15 protein-coding genes, 7 tRNA genes, 1 rRNA gene and 1 other annotated feature are annotated in these 16,438 nt (G+C 46.4%); of the genes, 17 read left to right on the forward strand and 6 right to left on the reverse strand.

The window, feature by feature from the left end; genetic code table 11:
* Nucleotides 1–4 precede the first annotated feature (4 nt).
* Nucleotides 5–88, forward strand: a sequence feature (23S ribosomal RNA rRNA prediction is too short).
* A 94-nt stretch (nt 89–182) separates the two neighbouring features.
* The 8 genes from rrf to B212_RS0103610 all read left to right on the forward strand — a co-directional run bounded on the left by rrf (nt 183) and on the right by B212_RS0103610 (nt 1,203).
* A 5S ribosomal RNA gene (rrf, locus tag B212_RS0103575) occupies nt 183–299 on the forward strand.
* A gap of 185 nt (nt 300–484) precedes the next feature.
* A tRNA-Glu gene (locus B212_RS0103580) sits at nt 485–559 on the forward strand.
* 70 nt (nt 560–629) lie between these two features.
* Nucleotides 630–705 (forward strand) — tRNA-Val (locus B212_RS0103585).
* Nucleotides 706–740: 35 nt separating this feature from the next.
* Nucleotides 741–817, forward strand: a tRNA-Met gene (locus tag B212_RS0103590).
* A gap of 4 nt (nt 818–821) precedes the next feature.
* Nucleotides 822–899: transfer RNA gene (locus B212_RS0103595), tRNA-Asp, on the forward strand.
* A gap of 41 nt (nt 900–940) precedes the next feature.
* Nucleotides 941–1,015 (forward strand) — tRNA-Gly (locus tag B212_RS0103600).
* 6 nt (nt 1,016–1,021) lie between these two features.
* Nucleotides 1,022–1,098, forward strand: a tRNA-Arg gene (locus B212_RS0103605).
* A 23-nt stretch (nt 1,099–1,121) separates the two neighbouring features.
* Nucleotides 1,122–1,203: transfer RNA gene (locus B212_RS0103610), tRNA-Leu, on the forward strand.
* 199 nt (nt 1,204–1,402) lie between these two features.
* On the opposite strand, the gene B212_RS0103615 is transcribed toward B212_RS0103610, so the two are convergent.
* Together B212_RS0103615 and B212_RS33610 are read right to left on the reverse strand one after the other, a co-directional pair.
* Entirely contained in the window at nt 1,403–2,233 is an 831-nt protein-coding gene (locus tag B212_RS0103615) for an AraC family transcriptional regulator (protein ID WP_019909004.1), read from the reverse strand.
* Between the two features lie 834 nt (nt 2,234–3,067).
* A complete protein-coding gene (locus B212_RS33610; RefSeq protein WP_084673230.1) occupies nt 3,068–3,262 on the reverse strand; it encodes a tyrosine-type recombinase/integrase in 195 nt (64 codons plus the stop codon).
* A gap of 409 nt (nt 3,263–3,671) precedes the next feature.
* Here B212_RS33610 and B212_RS35195 point away from each other — a divergent pair, with 409 nt between their 5' ends.
* Nucleotides 3,672–3,950: a hypothetical protein gene (locus B212_RS35195; RefSeq protein ID WP_019909005.1), complete on the forward strand. Its 279-nt coding sequence runs from the start codon at nt 3,672–3,674 to the stop codon at nt 3,948–3,950.
* Between the two features lie 46 nt (nt 3,951–3,996).
* Here the strand turns inward: B212_RS35195 and B212_RS0103625 are convergent, their stop codons facing one another.
* The gene (locus tag B212_RS0103625; RefSeq protein WP_019909008.1) at nt 3,997–5,547 is read right to left on the reverse strand and encodes a response regulator transcription factor; all 1,551 of its coding nucleotides are present in this window, start codon (nt 5,545–5,547) and stop codon (nt 3,997–3,999) included.
* A 117-nt stretch (nt 5,548–5,664) separates the two neighbouring features.
* A complete protein-coding gene (locus B212_RS0103630; protein ID WP_019909009.1) occupies nt 5,665–7,395 on the reverse strand; it encodes a sensor histidine kinase in 1,731 nt (576 codons plus the stop codon).
* Between the two features lie 186 nt (nt 7,396–7,581).
* On the opposite strand from B212_RS0103630, the gene B212_RS0103635 reads away from it, so the two are divergent.
* The 3 genes from B212_RS0103635 (at nt 7,582) to B212_RS0103645 (ending at nt 11,167) form a co-directional block, all read left to right on the forward strand.
* Nucleotides 7,582–8,538: an ABC transporter permease gene (locus B212_RS0103635; protein WP_019909010.1), complete on the forward strand. Its 957-nt coding sequence runs from the start codon at nt 7,582–7,584 to the stop codon at nt 8,536–8,538.
* A gap of 12 nt (nt 8,539–8,550) precedes the next feature.
* Nucleotides 8,551–9,441: a carbohydrate ABC transporter permease gene (locus tag B212_RS0103640; protein WP_019909011.1), complete on the forward strand. Its 891-nt coding sequence runs from the start codon at nt 8,551–8,553 to the stop codon at nt 9,439–9,441.
* 67 nt (nt 9,442–9,508) lie between these two features.
* Complete coding sequence (locus tag B212_RS0103645; protein WP_019909012.1) at nt 9,509–11,167, forward strand: extracellular solute-binding protein; 1,659 nt, start codon at nt 9,509–9,511, stop codon at nt 11,165–11,167.
* A 136-nt stretch (nt 11,168–11,303) separates the two neighbouring features.
* Here the strand turns inward: B212_RS0103645 and B212_RS0103650 are convergent, their stop codons facing one another.
* Together B212_RS0103650 and B212_RS0103655 are read right to left on the reverse strand one after the other, a co-directional pair.
* Complete coding sequence (locus B212_RS0103650) at nt 11,304–12,041, reverse strand: SDR family oxidoreductase (RefSeq protein ID WP_019909013.1); 738 nt, start codon at nt 12,039–12,041, stop codon at nt 11,304–11,306.
* Nucleotides 12,042–12,074: 33 nt separating this feature from the next.
* Complete coding sequence (locus B212_RS0103655) at nt 12,075–12,836, reverse strand: SDR family NAD(P)-dependent oxidoreductase (RefSeq protein WP_019909014.1); 762 nt, start codon at nt 12,834–12,836, stop codon at nt 12,075–12,077.
* 115 nt (nt 12,837–12,951) lie between these two features.
* On the opposite strand from B212_RS0103655, the gene B212_RS35870 reads away from it, so the two are divergent.
* The 5 genes from B212_RS35870 to B212_RS0103675 all read left to right on the forward strand — a co-directional run bounded on the left by B212_RS35870 (nt 12,952) and on the right by B212_RS0103675 (nt 16,300).
* The gene (locus B212_RS35870) at nt 12,952–13,056 is read left to right on the forward strand and encodes a MerR family DNA-binding transcriptional regulator (RefSeq protein WP_084673232.1); all 105 of its coding nucleotides are present in this window, start codon (nt 12,952–12,954) and stop codon (nt 13,054–13,056) included.
* A complete protein-coding gene (locus B212_RS0103660; protein ID WP_019909015.1) occupies nt 13,037–13,942 on the forward strand; it encodes a hypothetical protein in 906 nt (301 codons plus the stop codon). Before B212_RS35870 ends, B212_RS0103660 begins: the two co-directional genes overlap by 20 nt.
* Nucleotides 13,943–13,995: 53 nt before the next feature.
* Entirely contained in the window at nt 13,996–14,313 is a 318-nt protein-coding gene (locus B212_RS32965) for a 4Fe-4S dicluster domain-containing protein (protein ID WP_019909017.1), read from the forward strand.
* A 383-nt stretch (nt 14,314–14,696) separates the two neighbouring features.
* Nucleotides 14,697–15,545 carry an SDR family oxidoreductase gene (locus tag B212_RS0103670; protein WP_019909018.1) on the forward strand — a complete coding sequence of 283 codons (849 nt, stop codon included), beginning with the start codon at nt 14,697–14,699 and terminating at the stop codon, nt 15,543–15,545.
* 269 nt (nt 15,546–15,814) lie between these two features.
* Nucleotides 15,815–16,300, forward strand: coding sequence for an RrF2 family transcriptional regulator (locus tag B212_RS0103675; protein ID WP_019909020.1), 486 nt, complete (start codon nt 15,815–15,817; stop codon nt 16,298–16,300).
* Nucleotides 16,301–16,438: the final 138 nt, after the last annotated feature.

Raw genomic sequence — 16,438 nt, forward strand, 5'->3', positions numbered from 1 at the left:
CATGTAAGACCCCTTGAAGACGACGAGGTAGATAGGTTGGAGGTGGAAGCACGGTAACGTGTGGAGCTGACCAATACTAATCGGTCGAGGGCTTATCCAAAGAACTAAAACGCAAGTTTCGTTTCGGATTCAGTTTTCAGGAATCAAGTTCCTGAATCAAGCATTTGCACCGCAAGTGCCCGTTTGGTGGCGATAGCGGAGGGGTTCCACGCGTACCCATCCCGAACACGACCGTTAAGCCCTCCAGCGCCGATGGTACTTGGACCGAAGGGTCCTGGGAGAGTAGGACGCCGCCAAGCACAGAGACCACTGTTGAATTGATCAGCAGTGGTCTTTTGTTTGCAAGCATACCTCTTGTGTTGAAATAATGTAGTATCATCTTGAAATGGAAGAGGTTTTTCCTTGCTACTTGCAATAAAAATATGTTGCTTTTATTATTGAGGTTTGATAAAATATTATCTGTTGTCGAAATAATAATTATTATGGCTCGTTGGTCAAGGGGTTAAGACACCTCCCTTTCACGGAGGTAACATGGGTTCGAATCCCATACGAGTCACCATTATCTTTATAAATAAATAATTGCATTTATCGGAATAATATGCTAAACTCATTAAGTTGCTTCTTTTAACGGAGGCTTAGCTCAGCTGGGAGAGCATCTGCCTTACAAGCAGAGGGTCGGGGGTTCGAACCCCTCAGCCTCCACCATATGAGTTAACAAATTGTATAATCTTTTTTACTGACGCGGGGTGGAGCAGCCCGGTAGCTCGTCGGGCTCATAACCCGAAGGCCGCAGGTTCAAATCCTGCCCCCGCAACCAATATGGAACCGTGGTGTAGTTGGCCTAACATGCCTGCCTGTCACGCAGGAGATCGCGGGTTCGAATCCCGTCGGTTCCGCCATTTATGATTTAAATTGAGTAATCTTTCTTTTCATACCGTATGCGGACGTGGCTCAGCGGTAGAGCATCGCCTTGCCAAGGCGAGGGTCGCGGGTTCGATTCCCGTCGTCCGCTCCATAATTTGCGCCCTTAGCTCAGCTGGATAGAGCGTTTGACTACGAATCAAAAGGTCGGGAGTTCGAATCTCTCAGGGCGCGCCATTTATACCTCAACATTATATTTTGCCGGCGTGGCGGAATGGCAGACGCGCTCGACTCAAAATCGAGTGGGAAACCGTGGAGGTTCGAGTCCTCTCGCCGGTACCATAATTGAATTAACGCTCATTGGATGATAATCCGGTGAGCTTTTTTATATTTGTATCACTTCACTCATTTTGTCAGCAGACGCGGTTTTTGAAATGTATTCCAGGTGCTAAAGTTCGCCGGGCCAGATCATTTTGGCGGTATGAGTCATTAGGTAAACAAAAGAAAAAGGCGGCAAAAGCCACCCGAAGTTAGTAACGGATTATCTCTGAACAGGAATGAAGATGTCCACATGACAGGTATCTGTGCTTTCGTCCCATTCAATGTACTGTTCAATGGTAGGTAAATCCAACTGCTTGTATTCGCTTTGGGGCATGAACTCGCCATAGATGCGCTTCCATGTCTGGCTAAGAATACCACCCGAAATCGTGCCTTTAGCTGTAAATACAAGCCAGCTAGCAGCGGGGCACAGGTATCGATCAAAGCCATCAATATCCTCTCCGGAATACTCAATGCCACACATATAATCATCATTACCCTCATCATTATACCCGAAGCACAACCCCAAGTCACATAGATGACCACCGATTTCCTGTAACTTCTGTGCTGTTCCATCCGACTTGACAATTGCCCATGTTCCTCCACCATAAGGTGTTGTCCGGCGAATCCCAAGCACATCAAAAGAATCCTTATTAAGTACCCTGTAATTCATTTCATTAACCCCCATGATCATAAAAGTAAAGGTCAGGCGGGTATAGAATTTTAGATTAGCATCTGACGATCTGGCCTCCTGTGGTGTGATTCCATGCATACGTTTGAATGCCGAGGAAAACGCATCTGCGGAATCATATCCGTACTTTACGGCAATATCCAATACGCGCTGTTTTGTATTCTGAAGGTCATATGCCGCGCAGGATAACCGTCTACGACGAATATATTCCGATAACTGTATCCCAGTGATTGGTGCAAAAGAACGCTGAAAGACTGAATAGGGACATGCCATAATACCATTAATTTCCACGGGATCGATTTGTTCCGTCAAATGTGTTTCAATATAGTCAATAGCCAAATTCATTTTGTCAACCCATTGCATTACCAGCCCTCCCTTCCCAACTCAAGAATAGCAGAATGGATTTGTATTCATCCTACTTTCTCTGTACAAATATTCACGGGTACACTCAATATTAGGCAATTCGTTCCATGATAATTAACGTCCAACTCATTCATAGACTACCGTAAAGATAGAGACGGAACCCTCAGTGACTGCAGTCTACGTTCAAGGAGGTATACTTCGATCTCTATTCGCTGCTTGCATTGTATCAAATTTGCTACATTTGGAGCAATAAATTACCGGAGGTTTCCTCTGAGGAGCAAGAGCAAATTGCAAGATTACTGTCAGACTAAGGAGCCGCCCCATTCTGGGAACGATTACGAAGTGAAAAAATATTAGCCGCGGCGGAGGAAATGTACCGTACTTGAATCCAACTGTTGCTGATGTATTTTGGGCATTGTATTCTCGCAAAACTTCGGCTTGCCTTGAAGGATCTCAATGGAAGAATCCATGACAGTGTATACCTGGAAATATCCCCTCCCTGGAGCATACGCTCCGTTAATTTGGTCAATGGTAGGGGCGGGCTGGTTCTACTTCAGTTCTTTCCGAGTTCTTCCCAACGTTCCAAAACGGTTACTTTTTCAGTGATCGTCGGGAAGTCAGACTGGCTCTGATTTCAACGGAAAAACCCGCGAAAAACCTTGATTCTACAAGGCTTTTCGCGGGTTTATATTCCTCCTCTTGGACTTAACTTCTACTCATGTCGCAATAGAGTGTGCGGCTCAAAATTCGAGTGGGAAACCGTGGAGGTTCGAGTCCTCTCGCCGGTACCATAATTGAATTAACGCTCATTGGATGATAATCCGGTGAGCTTTTTTATATTTGTATCACTTCACTCATTTTGTTAGCAGACACGATTTTTGAACTATATTCCAGGTGCGAATAAATGTTGGCCGTTGTTGCGTAATCACTGTGTCCTAGCCATTCTTGTACTTCCTTTATGCTGATACCCTTAGACAACAATAAGCTTGCGCAGCTTTGACGTAGATCGTGAAATCGAATATTTGGCATCCTAAGCCTCTTTAAGGTTAGATTAATATTTTGACTTCTGAAAACAAAATATCTTCAGTAACATTCTCAATTTGTGCCGTTTGTGATACAGGAGGGACAGATTCCACGTATGCGCACGAAAAGTTTGAGGGTTTTGACTCATGACAGGGAGTTCTCCTTTCAAAAGAAGAAAATGGATTTCAGCGATTGGACAAGTCTATGCAGCGCAACATGTGCCCGTGGGGATTCCATTTAGAAGGGGACATTAGACCGCAAGGCACTTAATGAATGGTGGAGGGGACGAGCGATTCCGGCCAGCCGTGACGGAATTAAAGAAGCGCTGCTTGAATTAAAATTATCTGCATCACATTTGGAATGGAGAGCCATCAACTTCTTTCACATTCCTTTTTCGGAGGACGGAGGAAATGTATTGTTTGGGCGAGGGTCATCTCATGCCGTCAGTCTGAAGTCGCCAGACAATACCTCTGATGGCTGGTTGAAAAAGAAATGGGCGATTATGCAGAGCAAGCGCTGTCTGCTCAAAGGGGGAAGCGGGGCTATCCAGCAGCAGCCGCACAATGAAGTGATTGCCAGCAAAATCATGGAGCGGCTGGGTATTTCCCATGTTCCGTACACATTGATGAAGCTGGAAGATTACCCCTACAGTGTGTGTGGAAATTTCATTACCCCTCAGACGGAAAAAGTGTAGCTGAGGTTGACTGGCTTTTTTATCGGAACATGAGCATGCTGGCATCCTACAAATCTTCAGCAGATTTCCTGTACTCTTTTGGAGACAGCCCCGTATAGTTTTTGAACGCTCTCGAAAAATGATACATATTTTCATATCCAACCCGAACTGCAACTTCCCTGATGCGAGTGGCGGGTTCTTCGAGCAGACGTTTGGCCTTCTCCATCCTTTGTTTCATAATATACGCTGAGAAGGTGAGGCCAACCTCCATTTTAAACCATGTACTAAAATAGGTATAATTCATTGATACCAAGTTAGATACCTCGGCCAGGGTGACCTCGCCTAAGGGGTGTTCTTCTATATACTGTTTGACTAGGCTAATCGCAGATTTAGAACGTACCCCGGGCTGCGAATAGGCCCTATTTATAGAGTCTAACTGTTTGAACAGGTGCATCTGAATTTCCAGTAGAGAGTGATGACGGTTGAAATCATCATCCCGGCAGATATTTTCCGAAGGGAGCTTATCACAATGCCATCTATGCATCTCGGTGAGGATCATCAGATACATCTGACGAATGGAGGCTGTGTCTATGGTCTGCAGCCGTCGGGAGGTAAACCAATCCGCAATCTCTTCTTTTGATTTCTCAATATTGAGTGTTCGAAGATTTTCCGATAACCTTTCAATCTCTATGTCATTAAGCGGAAGCTGTATCCTTTTGTCATTCATTGCTTTAGCAGTGAGGACGAAGGAGCCTTCATACAGAATACGGTACGAAAGGATACGACCGGTCTCGATGTTCGCGTCATTAATATTTGAGCATGTATATGCGCTGCTTAGGGCGGCCATAACTCTTGTGCTGCAGACCACAGCAAGATGATCGACAAGTTTACGGAGCAATAACATCAATTCATCAATCATAACGTTCTCATTATAATTGATAGCAATAGTGCCTCCATCTCTATCGGCATTTAACGTGACACACCGGATTGCCTTATCCTCCATATTAGCCATAAGCAGGTCTTCCAGCATTACTTGTATACGCTCTGTATTTGGGATATGTCCGGCATGATGCTTCTCATACAGAAAACGAAATATAGACCATTTCGCTTCCAGACTCTCATAACCAGATAAACCGGTTGTCATCTTAGTGAGATCGTCCCCATGCAGTGTAGCGATAAGCTTTGCTCTAATTTCATCGGTGAGAGTATTACCGGAGGCTGTTGTGGCGCTTTCAGCGGCATAGTTGTGTTGCAGTATGGCTTTATTCAGTTGCAATTCGAGTTCAGACAGCCGGACGGGCTTAAGAAGGTAGTCTACAATTCCATATTTAAAGGCTTCTCTGACATAACGGTAATCGTCATGACCGCTCAGTACAATAAATTTAATCATGGGGTTGGTTTTTGAGCACTCACGGATAAGAGATATTCCATCCATACCCGGCATCCGGATATCCGAGATTATAATTTCAGGCTTATAGTTCTGAATAGCTTGTTTGGCTTCCAGACCATTGGCTGCCATTATAATACTACTTATAGCCGGGTGAGAAATACGGGTGATTTTAGATTTTATATCTTTGCGTATCAGTTCTTCGTCATCCACAATCATGAGATTCAGCATATACCGATCCTCCATTTCCACCTGAATGAATCTTAATAATAAACCATCATGAATCATTGATATACAGGAGAAAGCTATAGGTTACAGTAAAATAGAACATTGACTCAGGTTAGTACGTCAGCAGCGTTTAAAAGGTATTGTAAAAATGGTTCGTGTATAGCGATTTTCCATGCTTTCCATCTTCATTGAATAGCCAAATCCATAAGAGAGCCGCAGCCGGTTATTAATATTTCTCAGACCTATTCCAGTACCATCCGTGTTAAAGGCAGGCAAAGATTGAGTAATATCTTGTTCCGTTAGGAAGAATTGATTAAGTTCGTCCAATCTCGAGGGTGTAATGCCGGTACCGTTATCCGTAATTACAATGACAATGCCATTCATGTCATTTAATTTGATGTCAAGAGTGATCTGAAGCTCATTCGGATGACTCATGCCATGTGCAATACTATTCTCCACAACAGGCTGCAGGATAAAGCGGATGATCTGCACTTGGAGCAACTGCGGGTCGCAGGTCCAAGACAATTGTAGCTGTTCGCTATACTTCAGCTTCTGCAGCCGGAAATAATTTAACACGTGATTGATTTCTTGCTTCATTGTGGCCCATTCAGACTGGCCGTTCATATTATACCGGAGTATTTGACTAAAGTCGGAAAAAGCCTCAGAAACATCGTATAGACCGGCTATTTCCGTCTTGGCGCTGAAGAGATTGAGTGTGTTATAGATGAAGTGAGGATTGATCTGGGACTGTAGCGCTTGTAGCTGTACATCCTTAAGCATTGTCTCCCTTATGACCCTATCATTAACTAAAGAGTCGATCTGAACCAGAAGAGTATTGAATTTCTCAGTAATGACTCCAATTTCGTCATTTCGCTCCACCGGAATTAGCTCGGTAAAGCCGGTACGGATGGACTGGTCCATGGCCCGAATGCTGGCCTTTATTTTAACGAAGGTCTTTTTAAGCACCTGATAGAATAGGAGAAGCGACAGGACCATTGCAGCCACGAAGCTGGACGTAGTCATCAACTGGTAGGAGCCAAGGGAATGGGGGAGATCCTTCTCCATCCCAATCCTATACCCAAGACGGTCAAGCTGCTCCACCACATAAAGATGCCCGTTTAGGCCAAAGGAATCGCTGGTGGTTAATTGTTGCAGCAGGGCAGGTGCCAGGGAACCTGCTCTGCCGCCATATTGCAATTGTCCGTGCGCATCTGTCACAAAGAGATACGGACTGTCTACCGCCAACTCATCTAATGAGGCAAGAAGATCCTGTTTTTGTACAGAGACACTAGTAATGCCAAGAAATACCCCCTCCCCCGAAACAATCTTTTGCAAATAGGCATAAGAATTCTCGGCGGGAAGTTCAATCCAGCGGGATATTTCCTGCGATTCCATAAAGGAGTCGTACCAACTGTTACCTTGTACAGCTATGTCCTGATAGAAACTTCCGAACCCTTCAGGAATGCTGCGGTTATTCATATACACCTTGATATTATCAATCTCTACCTGATTGTACTGGAGACTGAAGTAGACAATGGGGTGAATATTCTGAAAATACTGATCTAAGGAACCGTTTTGTACATCATAAGGCTCAGCTAGAAATCCTTGCAGCCGGGAATTGTAGGTAATATTGTGACTAATACTTTCGACAAGGTTCATCTTACCTTCAATCCTGTTCTTAACGACAGTTAGCGTCTGCATCATGCTGCCAAGAGCTTGCTCCTTCTGAAACGTATCAGCCTGAATGTAAGAGTGAACAGCCAGTAAGCTGAACGGAAGCAGGATGAAAAAAATATAAGAGCCAGTGAGGCGCTGTTTAATACTGAGCCGATTCCAGTATCTGCATTTCATGAGTCTATTCTCCGTTCAACGTTTTTTTCAGTATACATCAAATCGTAAGCGTTTTCTTTGTGATCTGAAATTAGGGTATCAATTCTGAAATAGTGATATTTTCAAGGAATACCGGCAAGATTATATTGATTACAGCGCTTGCAAGCGGCAACATGAGCATAGACAAGAAAGCCGGAGGTGGATGGAGTGAGCAATTTGGCTAAGGCTGAAGGACAGCTCGGAGCTGCGAACAAATCAAATCGCTGGTTCAAGCTGAAATCGCAGATGGAGCTGCAAAGCATGGTGTGGCCCGGGCTGATCTTCCTATTCATTTTTGCCTACATTCCCATGTATGGGATTTTAATTGCTTTTAAAGATTACGACATGTTTTCAGGTATTAACGGTTCTCCGTGGGCAGGGTTTATACACTTCAAAGAGTTTTTTACAGATCCAAATTTTTTTAATGTACTGCGCAATACACTGGCCTTGAATGGATTAAGCTTAGTGCTGGGATTTCCTGCTCCCATCCTTTTTGCTCTACTGCTCAATGAAATCAGCAGCGCCAAGTTCAAACGATTTGTACAAACCATTTCCTACCTGCCTCATTTTGTGTCATGGGTTGTCTTTGGCGGCCTGATTATGAATGTGCTCTCGCCTACCAACGGGATTCTCAACCATTTGCTGGTGTCCTTGGGACTGTTGTCGGAACCTGTTTTTTTTATGGGAAGAGCTCAGTATTTCTGGCTTATCCTCGTTCTGGGAGGAATCGTAAAGAGTTTAGGGTGGGGGGCCATCATTTATATTGCAGCCATTGCCGGCGTCGATCAGGAACAGTACGAAGCTGCGACAATTGACGGGGCAGGCCGAGTGCAGAAAATGAGGTATGTAACGCTCCCAAGTATTATGGGTACCGTTGTTGTCATGCTGATTTTTGCCATAAGCGGCTTGCTGAATTCCGGCATTGAACAAATTCTTGTACTCCAAAATGGACTCAATCTGGATACAAGTGAAACCATCGACACATATGTCTACAAAATCGGATTTCAGCAGATGCGATATTCATATTCCACTGCCGTAGGCCTTGCCAAATCAGTTATTGCGGTGATCCTTCTGGTCAGTGCCAATTATTTTTCGAAAAAGTTTACAGAAAAGGGTTTATTTTAAGGGGGGAGCGGAATGAGTGTAAAAAGTACTGGGGAAAAATGGTTCTCCGCCATGAACACCATCATTATGATCATTATTATGATTCTGATGCTTGCGCCCTTCTGGTTCTCTATCGTCGGCTCTCTTAATGAAGGGCTCGATTATATGAGAGGAGGCGTGTACTTCTGGCCGAGAAGCTTCACTCTGAGCAACTATAGGGGAGTCTTCTCTGAGCCGACGATATTTAATGCCTATCTGGTAACCGCTCAGCGGACATTACTCGGTACTGTAACTCATGTATTGTTTACCTCGCTGGTTGCCTATGCTATGTCGCGGCCAAATTTAAAGGGGAAATCCATCTACATGATGTTCATTATGTTTACTATGTTTTTTGGCGGGGGGCTAATTCCTACTTATCTGCTGTACCAGGATCTCCGGCTGCTGGATAACTTTCTCGTCTATATCATACCGGGGCTGTTTGGCGTGTGGGACATGATTATCTTATTATCATTCTTTCGGTCCATTCCCGAAGCTCTTATAGAATCAGCCAAAATGGACGGTGCGGGAGAGTTCCGGATCTTCTGGAGGTTCATTCTGCCTCTGTCGATGCCGGCCCTCGCGGCCATTGCACTGTTCACAGGGGTTGGACACTGGAATTCTTACTTTGACAGTCTGATGTTTACTTCCTCTGAATCACTTCAGACCGTGCAGTTATTTTTGATGCGATTGATGACGGACGCCTCCTATGCCCAGGGCGTGAGTGCTCAAGCCGCCAGTCAACTGCCGCAAGCAGCGAAAAAGGTCAGCCCGGAAACGCTTAAGCTGGCGATGATGATTGCTACTACAGCTCCGATACTGGTCATCTACCCCTTCCTGCAGAAATATTTCGTTAAAGGTGTAATGATCGGCTCGATTAAAGGTTAGTCTCCGCCATTTAGATTGAAATGAGAGCGGATTAACGTTAGCTCACGATAAGGGGGAAGAAAAGAAAATGTATAAGAAGAAAAATATCTTCGCATTAATGCTGGTTCTAGCTATGCTGGGCAGCTTGCTGAGTGCATGTTCGGGAGGGAATCACAGCAGCGGCAATTCCACCGCAAACAACAGTGAGAGCAGCGTGGCCGGGAATAGTACGGACAGCAATTCCGCCGACAGCAGCGGAGGAAAGGATGACAAATCTCCGCTTACGATTAACTGGTTTGTAGCGGCCGAAGGGTACCAGAAGAAATGGGATACAGAAAATGTTCTTTTGGATAAGATGATTACAGACGATACCGGTATCACGATCAAATTCACAAGCGGAAATGATGAAAAGCTGGGCGCAATGATTGCCTCCGGCAATATCCCTGATGTAGTGACGGTGTATAATCCTTCCATACAGCGGAAGACGCTGGAGAAGTCGGGACTTGTGGCCCCGCTTGACGAGCTGATTAAGATATATGCACCGGATTTCAAAGTGCCGCAGTCCGCTCAGGATTGGTACCGTAATGAAGACGGCCATTATTACGGGCTGGTGAATTTTTTCTATGCCAAAGAGAAGATGCAGGAAGGCGTGGATACACTGGCAACACATATTGATATTACTGCCCGCAAAGATATCATGGACCGGCTCGGCATAAAACCCGAGGATTTCAGCACGAAAGAAGGTACGATTGAGGCTCTTAGAAAAGTAAAGGCGGCCAAGATAAAATATAACGGTTTCGATATGATACCAGCGTACTTTGATCATTACAATCTGATTCAATTTTTCGGAGCGTCACCTGAAACGAAGGATGGACAATGGCAAGATACGGTGCGTACTCCTGAATCGCTGGAAGCGTTTAAGTTTCTGAATCAATTATACCGCGAGGGCTTAATGCCTGAGGACAGTGTAACTTTGACGACCGATCAGAAGATTGAAAAGGTGACTGCCGGAAGCGTATTTGCCAAGACAAGTGTACTTGTGAAATGGGATGCGCTGTACAATGCCGACCCCAATGCCTTGTTTGTTCCGGTAGGACCGATAAAAGGCGATGCAGGAAATGCGTTTCACTTCACTCCAAGCCCGTTATCCGGCTGGATGCTAACAATGGTCGGAAGCAAAAGTAAACATCAGGAGCGTATAGTTAAGCTGCTGCAGTATTTGTCTCAGGACGAAATGTCACTTAATGCTGTTCATGGACCGCGGGGAATTGCGTGGGACTATGATGAGAACGGCAAAGTCAAATTTACAGAGCAACGTGTCAAAGAGTATGCGGCCAATCCGGACAGCGCAAAGCGCAAATATGATGCCAATTTTGCGTGGCTTGTGGATTGGGTGCCCGTTAAGCGTACCTGGCCGGCTCCAGCCAATGATTTAGAAAAGGTAACCGCAGAGCATGATGCCTATTTTGAACAATTTGCATTCAATGATCTTGCACTTGAAGCAGTGACTGTAGAGGGAGGAACAATCGAGGCTGGCATTGAAGCGAAAATCAAAACCAACCGGGAAAAGATGCTGGCCAAAATCATCCTGGCTAAAACTGAACAAGACGTAGAAAAACTGTTCAACCAAATGCTTAAAGAAGACGATGAACTAGGCTTCCAACAGGTTAGCGAATATAAAAATAAAAAGTTCCAGGAAGCAAAAGAAAAGCTGGGGATCAAATTTGCCTGGCCAGCAAATCAATAAGCAATACGATATAAAGCGCCGAAGAGCGGGAAGATCCCATTTCCTGACCTTAATGTCCCGCCGATCATTATAATAAATAGAACAGCACATCCCATCGGAAACAACTTCGAATGGGATGTGCTGTATCAGCAGAGCTTTATCTCTGGGAGGTAGGGGCGACAATAACCTCATATACCGAGACGGATGCCGGTTGCTCAACCGCATACAGAATGGCAGAAGCGATGTCCTCGCCCGCAATAGGTGTGAGCCGTTGTGCCAAAGCATTGGTAAGAGCGACGCCGTCTTCATCCGTAGAGGTCGTACCCAGCTCGGTGTCTACTGCGCCTGGACTGACCAGGGTTACACGGATGTTCTGGTCAGGATGCAGCTCCTTGCGCAATCCGCTAGTAATTGCTCCAACAGCGAACTTGGTGCCGCAATAAACAACTCCGCTGGGAAATACCTCATGTCCGGCTATAGAAGAGACATTAATAATATGCCCTTCATTACGCTCTTCCATATGGGGCAGAACCGCAGCTATACCATACAGGACACCTTTAATATTTACATCAATCATTGCATCCCACTCATCGACTTTTAGCTTTCTTATATAGGAGACAGGCCCGATGCCAGCGTTGTTAATGAGAATGTCAATTTTACCGTAAGTATCAATAGCAGCTTGTGCCAATGCCTCCAGATCACTCCGGGAAGTCACATCGGTCACCCGGTACTCGGCTGTTCCGCCTGCGGCTTCAATTTCTTGCTTCAAAGCCAGCAGCCGGTCCTCGCGGCGTGCCCCCAGCATCAGCCGGATGCCGCTTTGCGCCAGTTTTATTGCTGTAGCAGCGCCTATTCCGCTGCTGGCTCCCGTAATGATTGCTACTTTATTTGCCATGTCGTGTTCCTCCATTTGAGAATCTCAGTTTTTTTACAGCAGCATGCCCCCGGAAACCTCAATCCTTTGAGCGGTAACCCAGGCCATTTCCGGACTGCACAGGGAGGCTATGACACCGCCGATATCTCCGGGTACAGCAATTCTCCCGAGTGTAGTCTGTGAAGCAATGAAGGCTCTGAACCCCTGGTTATCTCCATGCCCGCCGCCGAAATCGGTATCAACCGGACCAGGAGCGACAACATTGACCCGGATTCCTCGGGGTCCCAGCTCTTTGGCCATATATTTCGTCAATATTTCGACCGCCCCTTTGGCAGCAGCGTAGATACTTGCCCCCGGTGTTGTAAAACGGGTCAAGCCGGTTGAGATATTCACAATTCCGCCCTGATCGGCCAGTAAGGGGCTCAGCTTCTGAGTCAGGAAGAACACACTTTTCAGGTGTACATTAATCATTTCATCAAATTGCTCTTCAGTGGTATCCAGAAAGCCATTCATGGCCCCAGTACCGGCATTGTGAATCAGATAGTCTAGTTGGGTCTTGTTCCATTTCTGCGTTAGCAATGCGGTCAGACTTGCGGTAAAGTCAACGAATGAAGCATTGTCTGCAGCATCCAGTTGCAAGGCGACCGCTTTCCCACCGGCTTCTTCAATTTCGCTGACGACCGCCGCCGCCTTATCCTTTTCCGATTTGTAGGTAATTACGAGATCCTTACCCGTCCTGGCTAACGCAAGTGCCGTATCTCGTCCGATTCCGCGGCTGGCTCCGGTCACAAGTGCAATCTTCCTGTTCTCTTCCATAATATCGCTCCTTATTATGATTTACTTTCCTGTTACAGCAAGCTAAGCCTGTGTAAACCGTATCCTATCACTTAGAGTTATATCTAAGTCAAATTTTTTTACAAAGGGGAGAAATATGATCTATTCCATTAAGGATGTAGCAAAGCAACTCAGCATATCTGCACATACGCTAAGGGTTTATGATAAAGAGGGTCTGTTTGTTGGAAAATACAGGAACTAAGCTTGAACGCAAAGCTATTTTTCATCTGATGGTTGCCAACGAAGGCAGAAGCTATATCCCTGTATATGTGAATTATACGAACGCAGGCTTCCGGCCCGAGCGGGATCAACTGCAAGTACCGGTGTATCCGCCGGAGATTGCCGGGTTCCATGGCCCGTGGACGGAAGGCCCCGGATCTTATCATCTCCGGGATTATGGTTTTGTCGGCGGGGGAGGCCCGGTGTTTGACTGGGATCTGCGTACTACCTTACCCGGGCTTTACGTAGCCGGACAGGCGTTGCTGGGCGGTGGCAGTCATGCTACTTCGGCGGTGACAGGCAGATACGCAGGGCGAAAGGCAGCGGAAGCTGCTGCAGAATGTGACTTGCTTGAGCCTCTGCGAAGCTTCATTGAACAGGAAAAGCAGCGTATATACGAACCGCTGTCCCGCAGCAGAGGCACGGGCTGGAAGGAGCTGCAGGCCGGAGTCTGCCGGGTCATGCAGGATTATTGTGGGGAATTCAAGAGTGAAAAGACAATGCGTCTTGGCCTGCGATGGTTTGAAGAGATTGCTGAGAATGAAGCCGCAGACGTGTATGCCAACAATCCGCATGAGCTGTGGCGTGTACAGGAGGCGCTCTCCCGAATTACCGTCGGGAAGCTGATTCTTGAATCCTCTCTGGCCCGGCGGGCGAGCAGCAGAACACTTGATTTCAACCGCTTGGATTATCCGGAATACGATCCGCCTGAATGGAACAAATTCGTTACCGTCAAGCTGGAGGATGGGCAGATCAAGACAGATGAGCGGCCGCAGCAGTATTGGCTGCTTCCCCCGTATTCCAGTCAGTATGCCGATAACTACCGTCTTCACAGCGGCAAGCGGGGGGCCGGAGTGCAGAGGCGCTAGTACGGCAATTGCTTCGCAGCTATGCCGATGTCTATGGGAAAGGGAGCTGAAAAGTGAAATATAATGCAAAGTTCATTAGAAATCCCGCGACGCTGAATGCGCCGATAGTTATTGATCCGGAGCTGTGCATCAAGTGCAACCGTTGCACTGTTGTATGCCGGACGAATGTGCTCATGCCTGATCTTACGCGTCAAGTGGAGCCGACCGTGTTCTATCCGGAGGAATGCTGGCTGTGCGGCAGTTGTGTGGAGCACTGCCCGGCGTCGGGAGCTATCGAAATGAAGCATCCGCTTACTATGCGTATCGGCTGGAGACGCAAGGACAGCGGTGAATTTTATCGTATTGGCGGCAAGAAGCCTTCTGATCTGTAATGCCAGAAACCCGAGTTCACCACCTCAAAAAAGGAGTAGCCATGTCATCGGTTGCGGACGGGCACTTTCAGACAGTATTGCACAGGCGGTCATCTGGTATGAGCAGCAGGGGTTCCGCAGATTCAAAACAGGGCTTATCCTGTATCACCCTGATGAAGTCCCGGAGTTAGCTGCAATGGGATTTACTTGATCATGAATATCAAGAACCATTGAGGTAGTATACAGTTTCTATAATAGTGCCGGAAATGAAGAAAACAAAGTATTCAGGTCGGAAAAAAGTGTTGACTAACTTCACTTTTGTAACTATGATAGTTACAACCGTATCGGGAAATACTTATTTGCCGGCACAGACTATATCTATCTAATTCCAAGGGGGAAATATCATGAGCATATTGGTGACAGGCGCAACAGGACAATTGGGTGCATTAGTAGTAGAGAAACTGCTGGGAACTTTGCAAGCAAGCGAGCTGGCTGTGAGTGTGCGCAGTGCCGGCAAGGCTGCAGAACTGAAGGCCAAAGGCGTGGATGTGCGTGAAGGGGATTTCACCAATTCTGCCTCATTGGAGCAAGCCTTCGCGGGTGTTGAACGTCTGCTGCTCATCTCGGGAACTGAAGGAGATCGCTTCCAGCAGCATAAGAATGCTATCGACACCGCTAAGAAAGCAGGCGTCAGTCAAATCGTATACACTAGCTTGGCCCAGGCTGACAACAGCACGCTGAGCCTTGCCCCAGATCATAAGAATACGGAAGATTATCTTAAAGAATCAGGAGTGGCATTTACTATTCTCCGAAACAACTGGTATCTGGAGAATGAAGCTGACGGTATCAAGGCCGCTGCACAAGGCGCGCCATTCGTGCATGCTGCAAGCTCTGCCAAGGTTGGCTGGGCTGCGCGCCGTGATTATGCGCATGCCGCCGCTGCGGTGCTCACAAGCGAGGGACATGCCAACAAGGTCTACGAGCTGTCGGGAAAGACGATCACTCACGATGAACTGGGCGCTATCATTGCCGACGTGATTGGCAAAGAAGTTCAGGTCCAGAATCTTACCGCCGCTGCTTACGATGAAAGACTGCAAGGATTCGGCCTGCCTGAAGGTGTTGCCGCATTCGTAACAGGCTTTCAAACGGCAATCGGCGAAGGTGCTCTGGATGTGCAGAGCGAAGATCTTGAGAAGCTGCTTGGCCGTCCGCAGCAGCCATTGAGTGAAGTGATTGCAGCCATTTTAGCGTAAACTGACACTACCAGTTCATAACAGAAAAAGGGTCACTCTTAGCCATGCAAGGCTACGGGGTGCCCCTTTTTTCGCTTAGTTATCCTGTTGACCCGTCGTGTGTTTGAACTACATATTCTGGAATCCGTTGGACGAGAAACGGTTCGGCCCCCTTTTACAAGCTTATCTCATGAAATTGAATCAAAAAAATATTGCAATGTGATGTTAAATAATTTATTGTAGATAACGTAGATCTACAATAAATTACTTCGTATGCATAGGGAGGCAACATGCAATTCTCCAAAAGTACAGATTACGCCCTACATGCCTTGGTTCATCTGGCACACTCGGAGCGTTGCAGCAATGTCGGGATTAAGGAGTTATCTTCAACGCTTAGTGTCTCTGAAAGTTATTTATCCAAAACGTTATCCAAACTGAGACAGGATGGAATTTTACGTGCTGTGCCAGGGGTGAACGGAGGATATGAGCTTGCCAGGCCGGCGGATCAGATTACATTTCTTGATGTGATTCAAGCAATTGAAGGAAGGCAGCAGTTATTCAGATGCTCAAATTCAAGTTCGCAGCAGCATCAGTTGTTAGCAGAAGATGAGGCTGCGCAGCAAGATCAGAAAAACTTGGCGACTAATGGTTGCTTGATTGAGAAGGTGATGAACGGTGCAGAACAGCATCTGTACCAATATTTGCGGGAACAAACAATACAATCGGTATTGGATGAGGGTCTTGAACGACGGAACCATGAGGCAAACAAGAGGTGATAAGCTTCTTGCGCTTATATTATGGATATTGTAAGTCCGTGAAATCTTTATTTAGGCGTGAAGAATGCGTTCTGCTGGAGTCATCGCCGCGCTTATTGCGTTAGGAATCGGTCTTTTTCTCCGTAAAGGAAAGATCAG

The sequence above is a fragment of the Paenibacillus sp. HW567 genome (assembly GCF_000374185.1).
Classification (GTDB): domain Bacteria; phylum Bacillota; class Bacilli; order Paenibacillales; family Paenibacillaceae; genus Paenibacillus_AQ.

Bases quoted from the DNA above. Each gene is read 5' to 3' on its own strand.
- B212_RS35870 (WP_084673232.1), top strand. From the start codon at position 12,952: ATGATCTATTCCATTAAGGATGTAGCAAAGCAACTCAGCATATCTGCA.
- B212_RS0103675 (WP_019909020.1), top strand. From the start codon at position 15,815: ATGCAATTCTCCAAAAGTACAGATTACGCCCTACATGCCTTGGTTCAT.
- B212_RS0103670 (WP_019909018.1), top strand. From the start codon at position 14,697: ATGAGCATATTGGTGACAGGCGCAACAGGACAATTGGGTGCATTAGTA.
- B212_RS0103640 (WP_019909011.1), top strand. From the start codon at position 8,551: ATGAGTGTAAAAAGTACTGGGGAAAAATGGTTCTCCGCCATGAACACC.
- B212_RS0103630 (WP_019909009.1), bottom strand. From the start codon at position 7,395: ATGAAATGCAGATACTGGAATCGGCTCAGTATTAAACAGCGCCTCACT.
- B212_RS0103655 (WP_019909014.1), bottom strand. From the start codon at position 12,836: ATGGAAGAGAACAGGAAGATTGCACTTGTGACCGGAGCCAGCCGCGGA.
- B212_RS0103625 (WP_019909008.1), bottom strand. From the start codon at position 5,547: ATGCTGAATCTCATGATTGTGGATGACGAAGAACTGATACGCAAAGAT.
- B212_RS0103615 (WP_019909004.1), bottom strand. From the start codon at position 2,233: ATGCAATGGGTTGACAAAATGAATTTGGCTATTGACTATATTGAAACA.
- B212_RS0103645 (WP_019909012.1), top strand. From the start codon at position 9,509: ATGTATAAGAAGAAAAATATCTTCGCATTAATGCTGGTTCTAGCTATG.
- B212_RS33610 (WP_084673230.1), bottom strand. From the start codon at position 3,262: ATGCCAAATATTCGATTTCACGATCTACGTCAAAGCTGCGCAAGCTTA.
- B212_RS0103650 (WP_019909013.1), bottom strand. From the start codon at position 12,041: ATGGCAAATAAAGTAGCAATCATTACGGGAGCCAGCAGCGGAATAGGC.